This is a genomic window from Streptomyces sp. NBC_00669 (assembly GCF_036226785.1).
GTDB lineage: Bacteria > Actinomycetota > Actinomycetes > Streptomycetales > Streptomycetaceae > Actinacidiphila.
Window position 1 is genome coordinate 3547878 of record NZ_CP109018.1, and the last position, 19334, is coordinate 3567211.

16 protein-coding genes and 1 pseudogene are annotated in these 19334 nt (G+C 72.8%); 9 read left to right on the plus strand and 8 right to left on the minus strand.

What is annotated here, in order from left to right:
- Nucleotides 1-177 precede the first annotated feature (177 nt).
- The 3 genes from OG896_RS14385 to OG896_RS14395 all read left to right on the plus strand — a co-directional run bounded on the left by OG896_RS14385 (nt 178) and on the right by OG896_RS14395 (nt 2165).
- Nucleotides 178-600: a hypothetical protein gene (locus tag OG896_RS14385; protein ID WP_328468322.1), complete on the plus strand. Its 423-nt coding sequence runs from the start codon at nt 178-180 to the stop codon at nt 598-600.
- Nucleotides 601-757: 157 nt separating this feature from the next.
- On the plus strand, nt 758-1333 hold the full coding sequence (locus OG896_RS14390; RefSeq protein WP_443057039.1) for a thiol-disulfide oxidoreductase DCC family protein: 576 nt from the start codon (nt 758-760) through the stop codon (nt 1331-1333).
- A gap of 19 nt (nt 1334-1352) precedes the next feature.
- Nucleotides 1353-2165: a TetR/AcrR family transcriptional regulator gene (locus OG896_RS14395; protein ID WP_329374008.1), complete on the plus strand. Its 813-nt coding sequence runs from the start codon at nt 1353-1355 to the stop codon at nt 2163-2165.
- 57 nt (nt 2166-2222) lie between these two features.
- Here the strand turns inward: OG896_RS14395 and OG896_RS14400 are convergent, their stop codons facing one another.
- Together OG896_RS14400 and OG896_RS14405 are read right to left on the minus strand one after the other, a co-directional pair.
- A complete protein-coding gene (locus OG896_RS14400; protein WP_329365599.1) occupies nt 2223-4001 on the minus strand; it encodes an enoyl-CoA hydratase-related protein in 1779 nt (592 codons plus the stop codon).
- A 140-nt stretch (nt 4002-4141) separates the two neighbouring features.
- Nucleotides 4142-6535: a DNAJC11 domain-containing protein gene (locus OG896_RS14405; protein WP_329365601.1), complete on the minus strand. Its 2394-nt coding sequence runs from the start codon at nt 6533-6535 to the stop codon at nt 4142-4144.
- Nucleotides 6536-7494: 959 nt separating this feature from the next.
- On the opposite strand from OG896_RS14405, the gene OG896_RS14410 reads away from it, so the two are divergent.
- From OG896_RS14410 to OG896_RS14420, 3 genes are read left to right on the plus strand one after another with little or no spacing between them, the layout of a single operon-like run.
- Nucleotides 7495-8316, plus strand: coding sequence for a helix-turn-helix domain-containing protein (locus OG896_RS14410; protein ID WP_329365603.1), 822 nt, complete (start codon nt 7495-7497; stop codon nt 8314-8316).
- A 26-nt stretch (nt 8317-8342) separates the two neighbouring features.
- Nucleotides 8343-9653, plus strand: coding sequence for an AAA family ATPase (locus OG896_RS14415; protein ID WP_329365605.1), 1311 nt, complete (start codon nt 8343-8345; stop codon nt 9651-9653).
- Between the two features lie 3 nt (nt 9654-9656).
- Nucleotides 9657-10130, plus strand: coding sequence for a hypothetical protein (locus tag OG896_RS14420; protein WP_329365607.1), 474 nt, complete (start codon nt 9657-9659; stop codon nt 10128-10130).
- A 38-nt stretch (nt 10131-10168) separates the two neighbouring features.
- On the opposite strand, the gene OG896_RS14425 is transcribed toward OG896_RS14420, so the two are convergent.
- The gene (locus OG896_RS14425; RefSeq protein ID WP_329365609.1) at nt 10169-10483 is read right to left on the minus strand and encodes an SCO4848 family membrane protein; all 315 of its coding nucleotides are present in this window, start codon (nt 10481-10483) and stop codon (nt 10169-10171) included.
- Nucleotides 10484-10622: 139 nt separating this feature from the next.
- On the opposite strand from OG896_RS14425, the gene OG896_RS14430 reads away from it, so the two are divergent.
- Nucleotides 10623-12074 carry a D-alanyl-D-alanine carboxypeptidase gene (locus tag OG896_RS14430; protein ID WP_443057040.1) on the plus strand — a complete coding sequence of 484 codons (1452 nt, stop codon included), beginning with the start codon at nt 10623-10625 and terminating at the stop codon, nt 12072-12074.
- A 43-nt stretch (nt 12075-12117) separates the two neighbouring features.
- On the opposite strand, the pseudogene OG896_RS14435 reads toward OG896_RS14430, so the two are convergent.
- From OG896_RS14435 to OG896_RS14450, 4 genes and pseudogenes are all read right to left on the minus strand, one after another.
- Nucleotides 12118-12942, minus strand: a pseudogene (locus tag OG896_RS14435) (YihY/virulence factor BrkB family protein); the annotation flags it as partial.
- The gene (locus OG896_RS14440; protein WP_329365611.1) at nt 12930-13433 is read right to left on the minus strand and encodes a GtrA family protein; all 504 of its coding nucleotides are present in this window, start codon (nt 13431-13433) and stop codon (nt 12930-12932) included. The pseudogene OG896_RS14435 and the gene OG896_RS14440, both read right to left, overlap by 13 nt.
- A 118-nt stretch (nt 13434-13551) precedes the next feature.
- Nucleotides 13552-14505 carry a decaprenyl-phosphate phosphoribosyltransferase gene (locus OG896_RS14445; protein WP_329365613.1) on the minus strand — a complete coding sequence of 318 codons (954 nt, stop codon included), beginning with the start codon at nt 14503-14505 and terminating at the stop codon, nt 13552-13554.
- Complete coding sequence (locus OG896_RS14450; RefSeq protein WP_329365615.1) at nt 14502-15011, minus strand: phosphatase PAP2 family protein; 510 nt, start codon at nt 15009-15011, stop codon at nt 14502-14504. The genes OG896_RS14445 and OG896_RS14450 overlap by 4 nt, the downstream gene beginning before the upstream one ends.
- 288 nt (nt 15012-15299) lie before the next feature.
- Here OG896_RS14450 and OG896_RS14455 point away from each other — a divergent pair, with 288 nt between their 5' ends.
- Together OG896_RS14455 and OG896_RS14460 are read left to right on the plus strand one after the other, a co-directional pair.
- Nucleotides 15300-16667: an FAD-binding oxidoreductase gene (locus OG896_RS14455; protein ID WP_329365616.1), complete on the plus strand. Its 1368-nt coding sequence runs from the start codon at nt 15300-15302 to the stop codon at nt 16665-16667.
- 16 nt (nt 16668-16683) lie between these two features.
- Nucleotides 16684-17445: a decaprenylphospho-beta-D-erythro-pentofuranosid-2-ulose 2-reductase gene (locus OG896_RS14460; protein WP_328468289.1), complete on the plus strand. Its 762-nt coding sequence runs from the start codon at nt 16684-16686 to the stop codon at nt 17443-17445.
- Nucleotides 17446-17952: 507 nt separating this feature from the next.
- Here OG896_RS14460 and rocD read toward each other — a convergent pair.
- Entirely contained in the window at nt 17953-19209 is a 1257-nt protein-coding gene (gene rocD, locus OG896_RS14465; RefSeq protein WP_402447374.1) for an ornithine--oxo-acid transaminase, read from the minus strand.
- Between the last annotated feature and the right edge of the window lie 125 nt (nt 19210-19334).

A 19334-nucleotide genomic window follows, 5' to 3' on the forward strand; every position in this document is an offset into this window, starting at 1 on the left:
GGAGCCGGGCCGCTTTCGTCTGCCCCGCCCCGCCACCCGGCAAGACCGTCACTCCGTCACCCAGTCCCGCAGTGACGGCACTTGGCAGTCTTGAACACGTTCAAGAACAGGGCTAGCATCCTTGCTGTCAGAGTTTTGAACACGTTCAAGAGCACTCTCCCAGGGGTGGAATGCGTCATGAACCTCACCGTCCTCGCCTATGTGATCTACCTGGCGATCAGCGTCACGCTGACCGTCTGGGTGGCCCGGACGCTCAGCCACAACGGCCGGCTCTTCCTGTCCGACGTCCTGCACGGCGACGAGAAGCTGGCCGACGCGGTCAACCACCTGCTGGTGGTCGGCTTCTACCTGGTCAACCTCGGCTTCGTCGCGCTCTACCTGAAGACCACCGACACCATCGAGGACGCCCGTGAGGTCTTCGAGGCGCTGTCGGTCAAGCTCGGCGTCGTCCTGCTGGTGCTCGGCGCCATGCACCTGGGCAACGTCTACGTCCTCAACCGCTTCCGGCGGCGCGGCCTGAGCGACCGCGAGCAGTACCCGCCGATCGAGCCGGACGACACCACGCCGACCGCGTGGGCGCCCAAGCCCGCGGGGGCCTGAGATGGCCGCCGACACCGCGGCCCGCCGGGCGGAGCCGTACCGGCCGCCGGCCGCGGCACGCGTGACCGGGAGCAGGAGTGGGACCGGGAGCGGGAGTGGGAGCGCGACCGGGAGCGGACGCCGGCCGGTCCCCCGCCGGGCGATCCCCCGCCGGCCGTTGCGCGGGCTGACCGTGCTGTACGACCCGCGCTGCAAGCTGTGCTCGTTCGTCGCGGACTGGCTGGCCCGGCAGCGGCAGCTCGTGCCGATCGACCTGGTGCCCACCGGGTCGGGCGAAGCGCTGCGCCGCTTCCCGGAGTTGGACCACGCCGCCACGGCCAAGGAGATCACCGCGGTGGGCGACCAGGGCCAGGTCTACCGGGGCGACAACGCGTTCATCGTCTGCCTGTGGGCGCTGGCCGGGCACCGCGAGTTCGCGCACACCCTGACCAGGCCGGCCGGGCGACGGCTGGCCCGGGCCGCGGTGCTCAGCGCGGCGAAGTACCGCGGTACGACCAGCCACGGCGCGCTCGCCCACCGGCCGGCCAGGCCGCCGGGGAAGGTGACGTACGGGATGGCGCCCGGCTGGACGTACGACCGGGTCACCGGATGGAGCCAGGCGCCCGGGCCGAGCCCGGAGCCGAACCCGGAGCCTGGCCCCGACTCCGCGCCCACCTCACGCACCGGCACCCGCACCGGCGCCGGGGAGCACGACGGCACCTGCACGGACGGCTGCGGCCCCGCCCCCGGATAGGCTCACCCGGGTGGAGGACATGAACGACCGCACCACCGCGAAGGCCGCCGACACCGGCGAGGCCGAGCCGCTGCCCGGCGGCCGGGCCAGGCCGAAGACGGGCAAGAGCGAGCAGACCCGGGCGCTGATCCTCGCCACGGCGATGCGGCTGTTCCAGGAGCGCGGCTACGACAAGACCACGATGCGGGCGATCGCCCAGGAGGCCGGGGTCTCGGTCGGCAACGCGTACTACTACTTCGAGTCGAAGGAATTCCTGATCCAGGGGTTCTACGACCTGATGACGCACGACCACGCGCGCGACGCGACATCCCGCATGGAGGGGGAGCGGGATTTCGCGCGGCGCCTGGAGATCACCCTCGCCTCCTGGCTGGACTGCGCGGCGGAGTACCACGAGTTCGCCGCGCAGTTCTTCCGCACCGCCGCCGACCCGGACAGCTCGCTCAGCCCGTTCTCCAACGAGTCCCACCCGGCCCGCGAGACCGCCGTCGCCCTCTTCCGCGACGTCCTGACCGGCTCCGACCTCGCCCCCAAACTCGACGCGGAACTCGCCGAACTCCTCCCCGACCTGCTGTGGCTGCACCTGATGGTCGTCGTCCTGTACTGGGTCTTCGACCGCACCGAGGACACCGCCCGCACCCGCGAGTTCGTCCGCCGCTCCACCCCGTTCGTCGCCCGGATCATCACCCTTTCCCGCTACCGGGCCTTCCGCCCCCTGGTCCGCGACGCCAAGGGCCTGATCCAGGACTTCATCCTCCCCACCATCGGCAAAACCCCCCTCCCCACCCCACCGAAGCCGCCCACCCCCACCAGTAGACGCAAACGCCGCGCCTGACCGCCGAACGGCGCCCGACCCACCCGCCGCCGGCGCCCGACCCGCCTGCGGCCGGCCCTAGTCCGCCGTGTTCCCGCAGCGCAGATGCTCAGGGGTCCGCGCGGGGCGCTGCTTGGTGACGAAGGCACTGCGCAGCGCGTGGTACGGCGCGTCCGGGTCGAAGAAGGTCTGCCGCATCCGGGCCAGTTCCCGCTCGCGGTGGGCCCGCAGCGTCTCCTCGTCCCGTTCCCGCCGCGCCTTCTTCTCGACGACGCGCTGCTGCGTGCGGGGCGCCGACGCCAGACGTGCGGCACGTTCCGCGACGGCCGCACCGAACTGCGCGGGTGTGCTGTCGAGCACGAGGTCGACGAGGCCGAGGTCGCGCGCGCGGGCGGCGGTCACCGGCAGGGCCTGCCGCATGAGCCGTTCGGCCTGCGCGTCCCCCACCCGGCGGGGCAGCGTGTACGTCCAGTACTCCGAACCGTGCAGCCCCATCAGGCGGTAGTGGGGGTTGAGCACGGCCCCGGCGCGGCACCAGACCTCGTCCGCGGCCAGCGCGAGCGGCACTCCGCCGGCTGCCGCGTTACCGGCGAGCGCGGCCACGACCAGCCGGTCCGGGGTCGTCAGCAGCGCCTCGACGAGGTCGTCCATGGCGTTGATGTTCTCCCAGGACTCCTGGGCCGGGTCAGCGGCGCCCTGGATCACGTTCAGGTGGATGCCGTTGGAGAAGAAGTCCCTGGCGCCGCCCAGCACCAGCACGGTGGTCGGGCGCGAGCAGGCGAAACGGTGGGCGGCGAGCAGCCGCCGGCACTGGTCGGTACTCATCGCGCCGCCGGGGAAGGCGAACCGCAGGAAACCGATCTGCCCGTCCTCCTCGTAGCGGATGTCGCTGTACGTCCGCCGCTCCCGGGGCAGCCACAGCGGGACGGCGGACTCGGGCAGCGCGGGCATCCGGTCCCCGAGGGCGAGTACGGCCGGCCGCTTGAAGGTGGCGGGCCCGCCCGGCTTGCGGCGGGGCCGCAGTTCGGGAAGCCACACCGCTCCGTCCACGGTCGCACGGCAGACGGCTCCGGCACGGGTGGCCAGCAGCGTCCCGGGGCGCCCGCGCAGGACGTCCTCGGGATGCCCGCCATGCAGGTACCACTGCACCCCGAGCAGGTCGTCGAGCACGCCGGGCTGCGAGTCGGCCGCCCGCAGCTTCCGCACCACCAGTTCGGTGGGGTCCGCCGTCCAGTCGATCCGCCGCTCGCTCTGGTCGAGGTAGGGCCGGGACCGCGGCGCCCCCGGTCCGGCGGCGGCGGGTTCGGCGGGCCCTTCGGCACCAGGAGCTGCGGGAGCTGCGGGAGCTGCGGAAGTTGCGGAAGTTGCGGAAGTTGCCTGCTGCGGGCGCGGCACATAGCTCCCGGCGGCGACGCGCTCGACCGCCAGCATCACCGCTCGGGCCGCCGCGTCACCGATCTCGTTGCGGTACAGGTCGCTCTTGCCGACCGGGGGCACCGGGCAGGCCACCGACGCCCACACGTCGCCCGCGTCCATCTCGGCGACCGCCTGGAGGACCGTCACCCCCCACTCCTCGGCCCCCTCGGTGACGGCCCGGTCCAGCGACGACGGTCCGCGGTCCCCCACCGGGCCCGGGTGGACGATCAGGCAGGTGTACGCCGACCAGATGTCCCGCGGGATCGCCGTCCTGAGCATCGGTGCGACGATCAGCTCGGGCGAGTGGCTCGCGACGGCCTCGCGCAACGCCTCGTCCCCGAGCGCCAGTTCCACCGCCACCCGGTGCCCGCGGTCCCCCAACTCCGCGAACACGCGCTGCGTCAGGCTGTTGAACGCGCTCGCCACCAGCAGGATGTCCATGACCGCCTCCGTCCGCCGACAGCCGAGGCCGAGATGTCGGCGTAGGCGATCATGGACCGTGCCAGGCGCGGCGACCCGCCCAACCGCCCGGACCCGCCCCCGGAATCACCTGACCGGTGGTGCGCCCCTCGGCCCTGAACTCACAAGGCGGACTGCAGCCCTTCGAAGCGCACCGACCAGCTCCGGTCGGACGGGAAGCCCGGGGCGTGGCGGTCGGGGGCGCCGTCCCAGCCTGCGGCCATGAAGGCGACGGCGTACAGCAGCGCGGCGTTGCTGGGGAAGTAGGGGAACGGCCCGCCGGTGGCCAGGCCGGCGTCGTCGAACTGGAAGCCCGCGGCCGGGTGGAGCAGGAAGTCCACGGCGTCGTCGGGGCGGCCGAGCCGCGCGGCGCACATCGCGAGCATCGGGAAGTCCCATCCCCAGGTCTGGTCGAACTGCCAGCCGGTGAAGACCTTCTCGGCGGTGCGGGCCATCGTGGGCACGTCCACGCCGTCGCCCGGAAGCCAGCCGTACGGCCCGATCAGGGCCGGGTGCTCGTAGTTCCACTGCGTCCACATGTCCTGGACGCCCTCGTGCAGGACGTACACCCCGTCCTGCGCCGGCAGCGGCGCGAGCCTGTCGTGGACGCGCTGCCACCGCGGATCGTCGCGCAGGCCGAGGCGCTTGCGCCACTGCTGCGCGATCCGCAACCCGAAGCGCCAGTAGGCGAGTTCGAACGTCGGGTTCTGCGTGGTCCTCGGGTCGGTGTTCTCCGAGACGACGTACATGGGCGGGCCGAGGATGTAACGGCTCGTGGCCTCGTCCCAGAAGGCCCAGGAGGAAAGGAAGTCGGCGGTGTCGAAGACGATGTCGCGCCACTTGTGCAACGTGCTCTCGTCGGGGTGCGCCTGGTAGTCCATCTCGGCGAGGAAGAGCGGGTGCGGCTGCTGCCACACCAGCAGGGCGTGGATGACGTGCGGCGACTCGCGCCCGTCGGCCGTCGTGCACTTCGGCCAGCGCGCGCCGCCGAAGCCCTGGAACTGCGCCCGTTCACGCGCCGACCGGTGGAAGCGCTCGTAGACGTCCAGGCTGCGGTCGAGCATCGGCCAGCGGTTCCACAGCGCCCAGTGCGCGCCGTGCCACCAGTACATCTCCATGTGGAACTTGCCGTTCCAGCCGTTGTTGACGAGCCCGGCCTCCTGCGGCGGCAGCGAGCCCGCCTCGTTGACGCGCATCAGGTACTGGGAGAGCACGACGCGCCGCTCCAGTTCCTCCCAGCGCGGGTCGGTGCTCGCGGACAGGTCGATCGCCCCGCCGGAGAGCCAGTACTGGCGCCAGGCCCGGGTGCTCGCCGCGAAGCTCGCGCTCGACGTCGGCACCGATCCGACCGGCGTGGGCGCGTAGGTGCAGGTGAACCGCAGCCGGTCGGTACGGCCGCCGGCGGCGAGGCGGTAGCGGTGCCGGTCGGCCGCCGCTCCGATCGACAGGGTCTGGCCGTCGGGGACGACGATGTCGTGGTCCTGGCCCGCGTACGTGTAGCCGACCTCCAGGCGCTTGGCCTGGCCGGGCGCCGGGTCGCCGAGGTTCAGGTAGTTGACCAGCAGGGTCAGCGAGTCGTCCGCGACGAGCGGCGCGAGGATGCCGGTGACGTCGGCCCAGTGGCCGTCGGTGCCGTACCGCGCGGTACGGATGGCGAGTTCGCCGGTGGTGGCGCCCAGCGCGGTGAACGCGCCCTGGCCTTCCCAGGCGAGCGCGACGTGGTACTCGGTGGAGTCCAGCCGGTGCGTGAGGTCGGCGCGGTCGTGCCCGCGCGTCGTCGCCGTCGTCGTGTGGGCGTCCGGTGCACCGTAGTTACCGACGTACGCCGCGAACTCCTGCCCGTCGGCATACGGGAAGTCGAGGAGCACCGCCAACCGCCCAGTGGCGACGAGCGGCGAGTCGATCTGCACGGCGATCGTGTCGTGGTCGGGGTGGCAGCAGGTACGGACGTGGACCGGTTCGCCCGCGATCTCGAACCGGCTGTCGAGGACGCCGGTCCACAGGTCGAGTTCCTGGTGGACGGCCGTGAGGTCGTCGGCGGTGGCCGCGCGGCCGTCGGGCATGGTCAGCTCCATGCCGATACGTCCGAGGTTGAGGCGGGCCGGATTGGCGTAGAGCCACGCCGACAGTTCGGGCTGGTCCGGGTTGGGAATGGGGTAGTCGACGGGCCGGCCGTGCGTGTCCCAGACCTGGCCGCGGAAGTCGGACGGCTCCTGGCCGGGCGGCAGCGGGAAGCTGTGCCAGCCCCAGTCCGACAGGGTGTTGAACGGCACGAACGTCTGCAGCCCGGTGACGTCGACGCCGAACGCGAACCCGCCGTTGCCGACTTGCAGGGGGCTCTGCGTGTCGAGCTTCCCGCGGACCACGCGGTGGCGGGCCACCACGGCCTGCCGGTCGATCGGGCGCATCGACCCGGCGCCCGCCGGCGTACGGGCCTCGGCGGCAGCGGGCTCCGCACCGACGCCGACCACCGCCGCGGCCGCCGAGCCGGACAGGAACGTTCTGCGCGTGACCATACGGGTGCCTCCTGGCGGAGAAGCGGCGAAGCGACGAAGCGGCGAGCCGAGCAGGCGAACGGTCGTCCGTGTCGGCCGTCGTCCCGGCGCCGTCGCGAAACCCGACACGGAACCCGTCACGGAACCCGACACGGGGCACCGTCCGTCCCGCTCCTTCGTCGGCATCGGACGCTGGACGGCACGCGGAGACGACCCGGTGCAGTTGATTCGGTTCAACTCGTGCGCCAGGTTAGACCCGTGCTTTCGATCCGGGCAATGCCCAGGAAGGAAGTCGTCTACGCCGCGCCTCGCCGTGCGACCTCACCCGGTCACACCTGACGTGATTGAAACGTTCAACTCACCTCTCGGGCGGACCCGTCCGGCACTTGACGCCCTTGCGCTCGGGCCCGCTCGGCGGCGTACGCGACGAACGCGGCCCATGCCTCGGGCCCGAACGCGGGCTGCTGCCGGTGCAGGCGCCGGCGCGGGCGTGGGGTGTCTCGTCGCGCGAGGTCGGCAAGACGGTGCGGGCGGAAGTGGTCATGGACGAAGGCCCGCAGGGGGCGCGTCCGTAGCGAGTTCGCGGCGGCGATCCACGTCCGGGGCGTGGCCGCACACGTTGCGGTGGCCCCGGTACCGGCCGGTCGCGAGGTACCTAAAGGACCAGGTGAAAGAACCACCAACCACCCCTGCCGTCCCCGCAGTCGGGGCTCCCCCGGCCCGCATCCGACCATTAACCCGAACGGGTGACATACCGTCAGGATTGTCGGATGGATGCGGTACGGTCGCCGCTAACGGCGCCGCCACTCCGCACCACCGGCAGCGCCCCACCCACCGAAACGACTTCGGCCCCCGGCAGGACGGCAATCCTGGTCCGAGGGCCTGACCAACCAGGAAGACACACCTTCCCGATGGCTGACCCTCAGTCTAACGCGCCCCTGTCCGCGTCCCCACTCCCCGACGGCACTCCGTACTCCGGGGTGATCCACGTCCGGCACCGCCACACCGAGAACTTCACGGTGATCGGCAACCACCTGGCCCAGCACACCGGGTTGTCCGCCCTCGCGATCGGGCTCGGCGTGTACATCCTGTCGCTGCCCGACGGTGCCCCGGTGACCGTGAAGGCGCTCACCGCACGCTTCCCCGAGGGCGAGATCACGATCCGCCGCGCGCTCAACGAGCTTGTCGCCACCGGCTACTTGGAGCGGCGCCGCTTCCTGATCGGCGGCGGCCGGTTCGCCAGCCGCACGATCGCGTACGACCGCCCGGAGCCCGGCCACCCCTGGCCCCCGCAGCCGCCCGAACCGGACGGAGGAGGCGGACCGAGCGGAGGAGGCAGAGGAGGCGGCATCGGCCCGGAAGCACCCGTGCCGACTTCCACGGCCCGCCCGACGCCGATCCCCGCCGAGGAGCCCGTGCGGGCGCCCACCCGGGGACCCGCCGCCGACCTGCTCGCCCGGCTGCGGCTCGCCGACCCCCGCCTGCTGCTGCCCGCCCGCGACATCGCGCGCCTGGTCCCCGCCGTGGACACCTGGCTGGAGCGCCTCGCCGACCCGGACCAGGTCACCCGCGCCCTGACCTCCGGCCTGCCGCACGGCCCCGTCCACCACCCGGGCCGCTTCCTCGCCCACCGCCTGACGGCCCTCCTGCCACCCCCACTCCCACCCGCACCCCTGCCAACCGGCCGCCCGGCCCCCCTCCACACCTGCGACGGCTGCGACCGCGCCTTCCGCACCCACGACCCCACCACCCGCTGCGCCGACTGCCGCCCCACCCCACCCCCCACGGAAAGGGCCGCCTGATGACCCGCTGGGGTAGCTTGAATCGCGTGAACGTCCAGGGCATCGAAGAGGTGCGGCTGACCGCCTTCAAGAGCTTTCGCGACCAGGTCCTCCCCCTTGCCCCGCTGACCACTCTCATCGGTCGCAACAGCAGCGGGAAGTCCAACGCGCTCGACGGTCTCGAAGTGCTGTCCCGGCTCGCCCGGGGCGAGGACATCGCCGAGGCGCTGGAGAGCCGGCGCGGTCCGGAAGGCGCGGTCCGGGGCGGACTGGCAGGGTGCGTCCCGCACGGCTCCGACCGTTTCTCGCTCGGGTGCAGCGTGCGGACGAAGCGTGGACCGATCCAGCTCGATGTGACCGTCCAGGTCGAGCCCGAGGTGCAGATCATCGAGGAGCGGCTGACGGCCCGGACCGACGACGGCCGCCAGGACATGCTGGTGAGCCGCGAGTCGAACGCGGAGCACGGCGATGTGGTGGCCACCTGGCACAACGGAAAACCGGGCCGGGACCCGCAACTCCGGTTCCGCGGCTCCCGCCTTCTGACGGCGCAGCTCCCGTTGCGCGTCGACGGTGAGACGCCTGGCGGCAAGTACGCCGTGCGGTGCGCCGAGACGATGATCTCCACGCTGGAGGGCGTCTTCCACCTCGACCCCGTCCCCCACCTCATGCGCCAGTACGTCCCCTCACGCGACAGCAGCCTGCGCCGTACCGCCGAGAACCTGTCGGCCGCGGTGGGGAACATCGAGCGTACCGACGGGCCCCTCTTCGGGCGCCTGGTGGAGTTGCTGCGCGGCCTCGCCGATCACGAGATCGAGACACTCGCGGTCACCCGTTCCGAACTCGGCGACGTCATGATCGCGCTCAACGAGGGCCCGCTCGGCCTCACACCCGCCCGGGAGATGAGCGACGGGATGCTCCGCTTCCTGGCCATCACGACCTCGCTCCTCACCGGTGGTGGCGGGCTCGACCTGGGGCCTTCCACCACCGAGCGGGACGAACGCTCGCTGATGCTGGTGATCGAGGAACTGGAAAACGGCCTCCATCCGTCCCAGGCGTCCGAGGTGCTCGGGCTGGTCCGCCAGGCCGGTGCGGCCAACAGCACCCAGGTGCTCATCACCACGCACAGCCCGGCGCTGCTCTCCGCACTCGATTCCGAGGATCACGAGGGCGTGGTGGTCTGCTGGCGCGATCCCGACACGGGGACCAGCCGCCTGACCCGGCTCACCGAACTCGACGGCTATCCCGCGGCCATGGCAGCGGGCTCGCTCGGCGAGGTGGTCACGCGGGGACGCCTCGAAACCCGCCCGCCCCGCGATCGCGACTACACCGAGTTCGACCGGCTGCTGGGGATCGGGTGACGTATGGCACGCAGGGTCGAGTTCGTCGACACTTCCGTCCTCTGCAACCTGCTGAAGATCCCCGGCAAGTGCCAGGATCACGCGAAAGTGGTCGAGGAGTACCAGGCCAAGCGTGAGGCACGCGACTGCGACCTGCTGCTCCCGGTGACCGCGATCATCGAGACGGGCAACCACATAGCCCAGCTCGCCGACGGCCGTCAGCGGCGTACCTGTGCCGAGCTCTTCGCGGCGATGCTGCGTGCGGTCGTCAAGGGCGACGCTCCCTGGGCGCTCAACGAGGTAGAGTGGGGCGCTGCGCACTTGCAGGCGCTGATCCAGGGAGGCCGCACCGGCAGCACGCTGGTCGAGCACGCCTCCAACGGGCTCGGCTGCGGCGACCTGAACATCCTGATCGAGCGGGACCGCTATCTGGACCGTACGTCCGGGGTGGAGGCGACCATCTGGACGCTGGACGAGCTGCTGTCCTGTTACGCGTGACCTCGGCGCCGACCCGCCACTGACCCGTCGATCAGGGATCAGCGGGCGGCTGCCCGCTCGGACTGCTGCTCCCGCAGGTCCTGCGGCTGCTCGCCCGCCGCGCGGTCCCGTTCGCGGCGCAGCGCCCGCAGGCCGCGGATGCCGAGGACGCCGATCGCGGTGCCGAGGATCGTGGAGGTGATCGCGAGGGCGAGGTGAATCCAGAAGTACGCGGTCGGGTGGGAGTGGTCGCCGTGGTGGAAGGCGAGGCCGCTGGTGTCCTTCCAGAGATTCTTCACAAAGGTCGTCCAGACGATCCAGGACCACACGCCGAAGGCGACCAGGAACCAGGAGACGCGGCGGCTGAGCTTCATACGTACCAGTATGGGCGGGCTGCCGGGAGGGATGACGGGCGGGGTGCGGGGGTTCCGGGCGGCGAGCGTGCGAAGGGTCACGTGACGGGCGCGGGGCCCGGGGGCGCGGGAGGGCGGCCGGGCCCGGTACGTTCTGCGGGTGGCCAAGACAGTGACCTCAGCCCTGAAAGCGTCCGCGGCGTCCCTGACCGCCCTCCTGCTGGGAGGGACCGTGCTGGCCGGCACCGCGCAGGCCGCGCCGGCCAAGCCGAAGACGCCCAGCCCGCCGGCGGTGATGTCGAAGGTCGGCGGCGACCGGCTGAGCCTGCCGGGCACGCAGGTGAACGCGGCCGCGGGTGTGCCCGCGCTCCCGAAGGGCATCACCGCGCGTTCGTGGATCGTCACGGACGCCGAGACCGGCGACGTCCTCGCGGAGCACAACGCGCACTGGAAGCTCGCCCCGGCCAGCACCCTGAAGATGCTGCTGGCCGACATGCTCATACCGAAGCTGCCAGCGTCGACCGTGCACAAGGTGGTGCCCTCGGACCTGAAGGGCATGGGCGAGGGCAGCAGCCTGGTCGGGATCAAGGAGAACCTGACCTACACCGTGAAGGACCTGTGGCTCGGGGTGTTCCTGCGCTCGGGCAACGACGCGGTGCACGTCCTGTCGGCGATGAACCACGGCGTCCCGGCGACCGTGGCCGACATGAACGCCGAGGCGCACGAACTCCAGGCCGACGACACCCACGTGGTCTCGCCGGACGGCTACGACATGCCCGGCCAGGCCAGCAGCGCGTACGACCTGACGCTGTTCGCCCGCGCGGGGCTCCAGCTCCCCGAGTTCCGCGAGTACTGCTCGACGGTCACCGCGAAGTTCCCCGGCGACTACAAGAAGGTCAAGCACCCCAAGAAGGGCCAGCCGGGCAAGACCCGGGAGACCTTCCAGATCCAGAACACCGACCGCCTGCTCAGCGGTGACTACGACGTGAAACCGTACCCGGGCATCGCCGGGGTGAAGAACGGCGACACGACGAACGCCGGCGCCACGTACACCGGGGTCGCCGAACGCGGCGGGCGCAAGCTGCTGGTCACCGTGATGCACCCGGACCCGGCGGTGTCGGGGCACAACGCGGTCTACCGCGAGGCGGCATCGCTGCTGGACTGGGGCTTCAAGGCCGCGCCGACGGTCAAGCCGGTCGGCACCCTGGTGCCTCCCCTGAGCCAGGTGCCCGCGTCCAAGACGTCGGCGCCGTCGTCCGTCGCGACGGACGGGCGGACCGCGGTCGCCGCCGCGTCGTCCTCTTCCTCTTCGTCGTCCCGCGGGCTGTGGACGGCGGCCGGGATCACCGCCGCGACCCTGGTGGTACTGGCCGCGGTGATCATCGTCGTGCGGCGTCGCCGTCCGCTTCCGTCCGCGGTGGTTCCCAGCGGTGCGAGCCCGAGCGCGGCGCGGGACCTTCCGCTCCAGGCGTCTCCCCCCGCTCAGCGGACCGCGCCGGATCAGGAGCAGGCACAGGAGCAGACGCAGGGGCAGACGAAGGCGCAGCAGCCAGGGACTTCTCCGGACCGCCCGGCGATCCGGCGCCGTCCCCGCTCCCCCCGGAAGCACTGACCGCGCCCCGCGGCGCCACCTCGCCGTACTGCGTCGCGGTCCACGCGGCGCAGTACAGCAGCAGCTTCGCCATGAAGTTGAACCACAGCAGCAGGGCGATCGGGGTGCCGAAGGCGCCGTAGACGTTCTTGCCCGCGACCCCGCGCAGATAGCCGCTCAGCCCGACCTTGAGCATCTCGAAGCCGACCGCCCCGATCAGCGCCGCCACCGCGACGGCCCGGCGGGGCGGGTCGACGCCGGGCAGCAGCGTCAGCAGGTAGACCAGGATGAGGAAGTCCGCGACGATCGCCAGCACGTAGCCGACGACGGTGAGCAGCACCCGGCCCGGGCCGTGGTGGTCCAGGCCGACCCGGTCGGCGGTCCAGTTGACCGCCGCGGTGGCGAAGCCGGAGGCCGCGAGCGAGACCAGCGCGGCCGCGCCCAGGCCCAGCAGCACCCCGCCGTCGAAGAGTTTGGCCTTGACCGGGTTGCGCTCCTCGTCGTCCTTGCGCCACACCGCGCGCAGGCAGTCGCGCAGCGAGCCGACCCACCCGATACCGGTGAACACCAGCGCGGCGGCGGCCGCCACGCCGATGGTGCCGGCGTTGGAGACCAGGCTGTTGATGTCGAGCTTGTCGGCGATGCCGGGGATCTGCTGGGAGATCTTGTGCTCCAGCGTGTCGAGCTGGTGATCCGACAAGGTGGCGGCGCCGACCGCGGCGACCACCGCGAGCAGCGGGAAGAGCGACAGGAAGCTGGTGAAGGTCATCGCGGCGGCCAGCCGCGTCCAGTGCACGGTCTGCAGGTGCGCGAACGCCCGCCACGCGTGGGTGCGCATCGCCCGCGCGATGTGCGGGCCGATCCACGGCAGCCGGGTCAACCAGTCCATGTCGGGCGGCTACCCTCCCCCGTGGCCTGCACGCCCGCGGGCTGCGCGGGTCCCTCGTCCGGGCGTCGCCGGCCGGGCCCGTCCCCGCGGGCGGCGGAGCTGAACACCAGCGTCCGGGTGCCCCAGAACCGCAGCGCGGTGGCCAGCACCATCCCGACCCCCGCGCCGGAGACCACGTCGGCGCGCGCCGAGGTGCGGCCGAGGACGTAGTGCGAGAAGCCCAGGCACGCCAACTGCACCAGCGCCCCGGCGAGGTTCACCGCGAAGAAGGCGCCGTACCGCCGCGCCCGGCTGCCCCGGACCGGGCCGCGACCGCGGTAGGTGCCCAGCGCGTTGCCGAGGTACGCCACCGAGCAGCCGGCCAGGAACGACAGCGACTTCGCGGTCAGCGGCCCCATCCCGCCCGGCCCGCGCAGCCACACGAACAGCCCAAGGTCGGCGGCGTACGCGGCCCCTCCGGCCAGCGCGAACCCCATCAACTCCGGCCACATCCCGCGCCGCGCGGCCCCCCTCACCTCGCGCCGCGCGGCCCCCCTCACCTCGCGCCGCGCGGACCCCCTCAGCCCGCGCACGACGAGACCCGCCCCACCGGCCGCCCCACCCGCCGCCTCACGAATTGACCACCGCGAGCACGTACAGCGCGCTCCACGCCATGGCGATCACCAGCAGCGGGCGGTCGCGCAGCACCACGTCCTCGGGCTCACCGGCGGCGCCGACATCGGCGAAGACCGCGTAACGCAGCACCGACAGGGTGAAGGGGACCATCGACAACTGCCGCCAGGGCAGCAGGCCGTGCTCGCCGCCGCTGCTCTCCAGCGCCCACAGGCAGTAGGCGAGCACGGCCACGCCCGCCGCGAGCTGCCAGACGAACCGCAGATAGCCGATGGTGTACTCGCCGAGCAGCGCGCGGGTGGCGGTCAGGTCGCCGTCGCGCTGCGACATCAGGACGAGTTCGGAGTACCGCTTGGCGGCGACCATGAACAGCGCGCCGAAGCCGGAGGTGATCAGGAACCAGCGGGAGAGATCGATGTTCAGGGCGAGCCCGCCGGCCATGGCCCGCATCAGGAAGCCGGTGGTGACGATGACGAGGTCGACCACGAGCATGTGCTTCAGCCGCAGGCAGTAGGCGAGTTGCATGACCACGTACGCGGCGAGCAGCGCTGCGGTGTGGCCGTTGCAGGCGAGCGCGCCCACGGCGGGGGCGAGGACGGCGAGCAGGCCGCCGGCGGTGTAGGCGACGGAGACCGGGACCTGGCCGCTGGCGACCGGGCGGCGGCACTTCACCGGGTGGGCCCGGTCCGCCTCCGCGTCGCGGGCGTCGTTGATCAGGTAGACCGCGGCCGAGCAGGCGATGAAGAGCACCAGCGCGGTCGCCAGCCGTATCGCCTCGTCGAGGTCGAGCAGCCGGGCGGCGGCGAACGGCGCGGCGAGCACCAGCCCGTTCTTCACCCACTGCCGGGGCCGGGCGGCCCGCAGCAGCCCGGTGGCGAGGGTCCAGCCGGTGCCGGGGACGGCGAGCGCCGGCGGCGCCGACTGCTCGATGACGGTGGCGGGTTCACTCATCGCACACCCCTGTGGGTCCAGTCCCGCCCGAGGCGGGCGGTGGTCGCGCCGAGCAGCGCGCCGAAGGCGACATCGGTCGGGTAGTGGACGCCCGCGACCAGCCGGGACAGGCAGATCGCGGTCGCGAGCGGGCGGAAGGGCGCGGCCGGGGCGAGCGCGCCGAAGGCGAGCGCGGCGGCGGCGGAGGAGGCGGCGTGCGAGCTGGGGAAACTGTGCCGGCCGGCGGTGCGCACCAGTGGCGCGGCGCCGGGCGGCAGTTGCGGGCGCGGGCGGCGCACCACGCGCTTGACGGCCATGCTCGCGGCGTGCGAGGCGGCCACCAGGGCGGTGGCGCGCAGCCACGCGCCGCGGCGGGCCGGGTCGGCCGCCGCGCCGGCCAGCCCGGCGGCGAGCCAGACCGCGCCGTGCTCGCCGGCCATCGATAGCCCCCTTGCCGCGGCGGCGGCGTACGGCTGCCGGCCGCAGCCGCGCAGCACGGTCAGCAGGTCGTGATCCGGGCGGAACACCGGCCGCACCTCCTCGCTTCCTCGGTCGGGCTTCGCGCCGATGGCCGGCCGCGCCCCCCGGGTCGCGTGCGGGGTGCACGCCCCCTGGGTCCCCTGGGTCGCGTGCGCCGTGCGCGTCGCGCACGGCGCGTGAGTCATACGATTCGGCCATCGGACTGCGAATGCTTACCGTGCGGCACTCGCGCTTACCCCTCCCGATCGACCGTTACGGTGAGAAAAGCCGCATATACCGTCGAACCTCACCCAATAGGGCATTCCTCCGGGTTGGCCGGCGGTACGTTCACGGACATGCCCGTACCGCTCGCGCCGGCCACCACCCCCGTCACCGGCTGGGGCCGCACCGCCCCGACCGCCGCCCGGCTGCTGCGCCCGGGCACGTACGAGGAGGTCGTCGAGGCGGTACGGGCCTGCGACGGCCGCGGCGCCATCGCCCGGGGCCTGGGCCGGGCGTACGGCGACGCGGCGCAGAACGCGGGCGGCGCGGTGCTGGACATGACCGCGCTGGACCGTATCCACGAGATCGACGCCGTCGGCGGCGTGGTCACGTGCGACGCGGGGGTGTCGCTGCACCGGCTGATGGAGGTGCTGCTGCCGCTCGGCTGGTTCGTGCCGGTCACCCCCGGGACCCGCTACGTCACCGTCGGCGGCGCGATCGGCGCCGACATCCACGGCAAGAACCACCACGTCTCGGGCTCCTTCAGCCGCCACGTGCTCGCCTTCGAACTGCTGACCGGCGACGGCGAGACCCGGCTGGTGACCCCGGAGGCGGAGCCGGAGCTGTTCTGGGCGACCGCCGGCGGGATGGGCCTGACCGGGGTGGTGCTGGCCGCCACAATCCAACTGCTGCCGGTCGAGACGTCGTTGATGACCGTGGACACCGAGCGGGCCACCGACCTGGACGACCTGATGGCCCGGATGACCGCCGCCGACCACCACTACCGCTACTCGGTGGCCTGGATCGACCTGCTCGCCCGTGGCGCCCGCACCGGCCGGGCCGTGCTCACCCGCGGCGACCACGCCCCGCTCGAAGCGCTGCCGGAGCGGGCCCGCCGCGCCCCCCTCGCGTTCCGCCCGCGCCGGCTGCCGGCCCCGCCGCGCCCCGCGCCCGACGGGCTGCTCGGCCGCACCACCGTCGGGCTGTTCAACGAGTTCTGGTACCGCAAGGCGCCCCGCGAGCGGCGCGGCCAGCTCCAGAAGCTCGCCACCTTCTTCCACCCGCTGGACGGCCTGCCGGACTGGAACCTCGTCTACGGCCGGGCCGGCTTCGTGCAGTACCAGTTCGTGGTCGGGCACGGCCAGGAGGAGACGCTGCGCTCGGTGGTGCGCCGGCTGAGCACCCGCGGCTGCCCGTCGTTCCTCGCGGTGCTCAAACGGTTCGGGTCGGGCGATCCGGGCTGGCTCTCCTTCCCGATGGCCGGGTGGACCCTCGCGCTGGACATCCCCGCGGGGCTGCCGGGGCTCGGCGCGCTCCTCGACGAGCTCGACGAGGCGGTCGCGGCCGCCGGCGGCCGGGTCTACCTCGCCAAGGACTCCCGGCTGCGGCCCGACATGCTCGCCCGGATGTACCCGCGGCTGGACGACTTCCGTTCCCTGCGCGCCCGCTACGACCCGCGCGGCGCCATCACCTCGGACCTGGCGCGGCGGCTCGCGCTGTGACGTAGGGAGTTCGCTCATGAAGGACGCGTTCGGGGCTCCCCAGTCCCTGCTGGTGCTCGGCGGCGGCTCCGAGATCGGGCTGGCCACCGCGCGGCGGCTGATCGCCCGCAGGACCCGGCGGGTGCACCTGGCCGGGCGGCCCTCCCCCGCGCTGGACGCCGCCGCGGCCGAGCTGTCCGCGCTCGGCGCCGACGTGCACGTCACCGGCTTCGACGCGCTCGACCCGGGCTCGCACGAGGAGGTCCTCGGCAAGGTCTTCGCCGAGGGCGACATCGACATGGTGCTGGTCGCCTTCGGCGTGCTCGGGGACCAGGCGCGCGACGAGCAGGAGCCGCTGTCGGCCGTACGGGTGGCCGCGACCAACTACACCGGGGCGGTCTCCGCGTCCCTGATCTGCGGGGCGGCGCTCCAGCGCCAGGGGCACGGCTCCCTCGTCGTCCTCTCCTCCGTCGCCGGGGAGCGCGCCCGGCGGGAGAACTTCATCTACGGCAGCAGCAAGGCCGGGCTCGACGCGTTCACCCAGGGGCTCGGCGACGCGCTGCACCCCTGCGGGGTCCATGTCATGGCGGTACGGCCCGGATTCGTGCGGACTCGGATGACGGCGCATCTGCCCGCCGCGCCGCTCGCCACGACACCCGAGGTGGTTGCCGCCGCGATCGAGTCCGGCTTGCGGCGCCGGGCCGAGGTGATCTGGGTGCCGGGCCGGCTCCGCCCCGTCATGTCCGCCCTCCGCCACCTCCCCCGCCCCCTCTTCCGCCGCATCACGACTCCGCGGTAACAGGACCCCCCGGGGTCCCCGCCCCCGCCGTCCCGGGACCACCCCCCCGGTGGGTGGCTTCTCGCGCCGTTCTCCCCCAGAGCTTCGCCTGGGAGGTACCCCCACGCGCCCCTTCGGGGTGGTTGCCCACCGCGTTCACAGTGCCGGCGCGCTGTGGCTTGTCGCGCCGTTCCCCGCGCCCCTGGGTATGTGCGGCTCCCTCCGCGAAAAGAGCCGCACCAAGTGAGGCGCGCTGTGCAGCGGGGGCGCGCCACAAACAAGGGGCGCGGGGAACTGCGCGACCAGCCCCTCACCGGGGGAAGATCCGGCGACCCCTGCAAGGGGCAGGCCCTGCGGGTGTCAAGCCCGCCAACAGAACGAGCTCAAGAACGCGGTAGGGGGCACCCGAAAGGAGCGAGGTTCGTTCCGCGGAAGACCCGCAAGTTACCCAGGGGCGCGGGGAACGGCGCGACAAGCCACCCACCGGGAGATGGTCCCGGGACGGGCGGGACTACCCGCTGCGGGGGGTCAGGTCAAGGCATCGCGAAGCCGCCCCAAAGACCAGTCGAGATCCTCCTTGGAGATGGTCAGCGGGGGCGCGAGCCGAATCGTGGACCCGTGGGTGTCCTTGGCGAGCACCCCCCGCCGAAGCAACCGCTCAGTGAGCGCGCGCCCGCTCCCGAGGGAGGGATCGACGTCGATCCCGGCCCACAGCCCGCGCCCGCGCACCGCCGTGACCGCCCCGCCGGAGGCGATCGCCGCGAGCTCGCGATGCAGGTGGTCACCGAGTTCCGCGGCCCGCTGCTGGTACTCCCCGGTCCGCAGCATGTCGACGACCTCGATGCCCACCGCGCACGCCAGCGGGTTCCCGCCGAACGTGGAGCCGTGCTCGCCCGGGTGGAAGACCCCGAGCACGTCCCGGGAGGCGACCACCGCGGAGACCGGGACGACCCCGCCGCCCAGCGCCTTGCCGAGGACGTAGACGTCGGGAACCACGTCCTCGTGCTCGCAGGCGAACGTGCGGCCGGTGCGGCCGAGGCCGGACTGGATCTCGTCGGCGACGAAGAGCACCCCGCGCTCGCGGGTGAGCCGCCGCACCCCGGCGAGGTACCCGGGCGGCGGCACGAGAACGCCGGCCTCGCCCTGGATCGGCTCGATCAGCACCGCCACGGTGTCGTCGTCGACCGCGGCCTCCATCGCGGCGAGGTCGCCGTACGGGACGATCGTGAAGCCCGGCGTGTACGGGCCGAAGTCCGCGCGGGCCTCGGGATCGGTGGAGAAACTGACGATCGTGGTGGTGCGGCCGTGGAAGTTCCCCTCGGCGACGACGATCTTCGCCCGGCCGTCCGGCACGCCCTTGACCTGGTATCCCCATTTGCGGGCGGTCTTCACCGCGGTCTCCACCGCCTCCGCCCCGGTGTTCATCGGCAGCACCATGTCCTTGCCGCACAGCTCGGCGAGCCCCCGGCAGAACTCGCCGAACCGGTCGTGGTGGAAGGCCCGCGAGGTGAGCGTCACCCGGTCCAGCTGCGCCTTCGCCGCGGCGATCAGCCGCGGGTTGCCGTGGCCGAAGTTGAGCGCCGAGTACCCGGCGAGCATGTCGACGTACCGGCGGCCGTCGATGTCGGTCACCCACGCGCCCTCGGCGGAGGCGACGACGACGGGCAGCGGGTGGTAGTTGTGCGCGCTGTACTCCTCGACGACCGCGATCTCACGGTCGGTCGTGGTGCTGTCGGGAGCCGGGGCGCTGCCGGAAGCCGAGGTGCCGGGTTCGTCGTTCGTCACGTGCGTACTCCGTTCGTCATGCGTCAGGAGCCAGGCCGGGCCTGGAGCGGGGCGGGGGTGGTGCCCTCGTTTCTATCGTCGCTCACCGCCGTCCCGGTGAAACCTCCCGCGGACCCGCCCGTGCG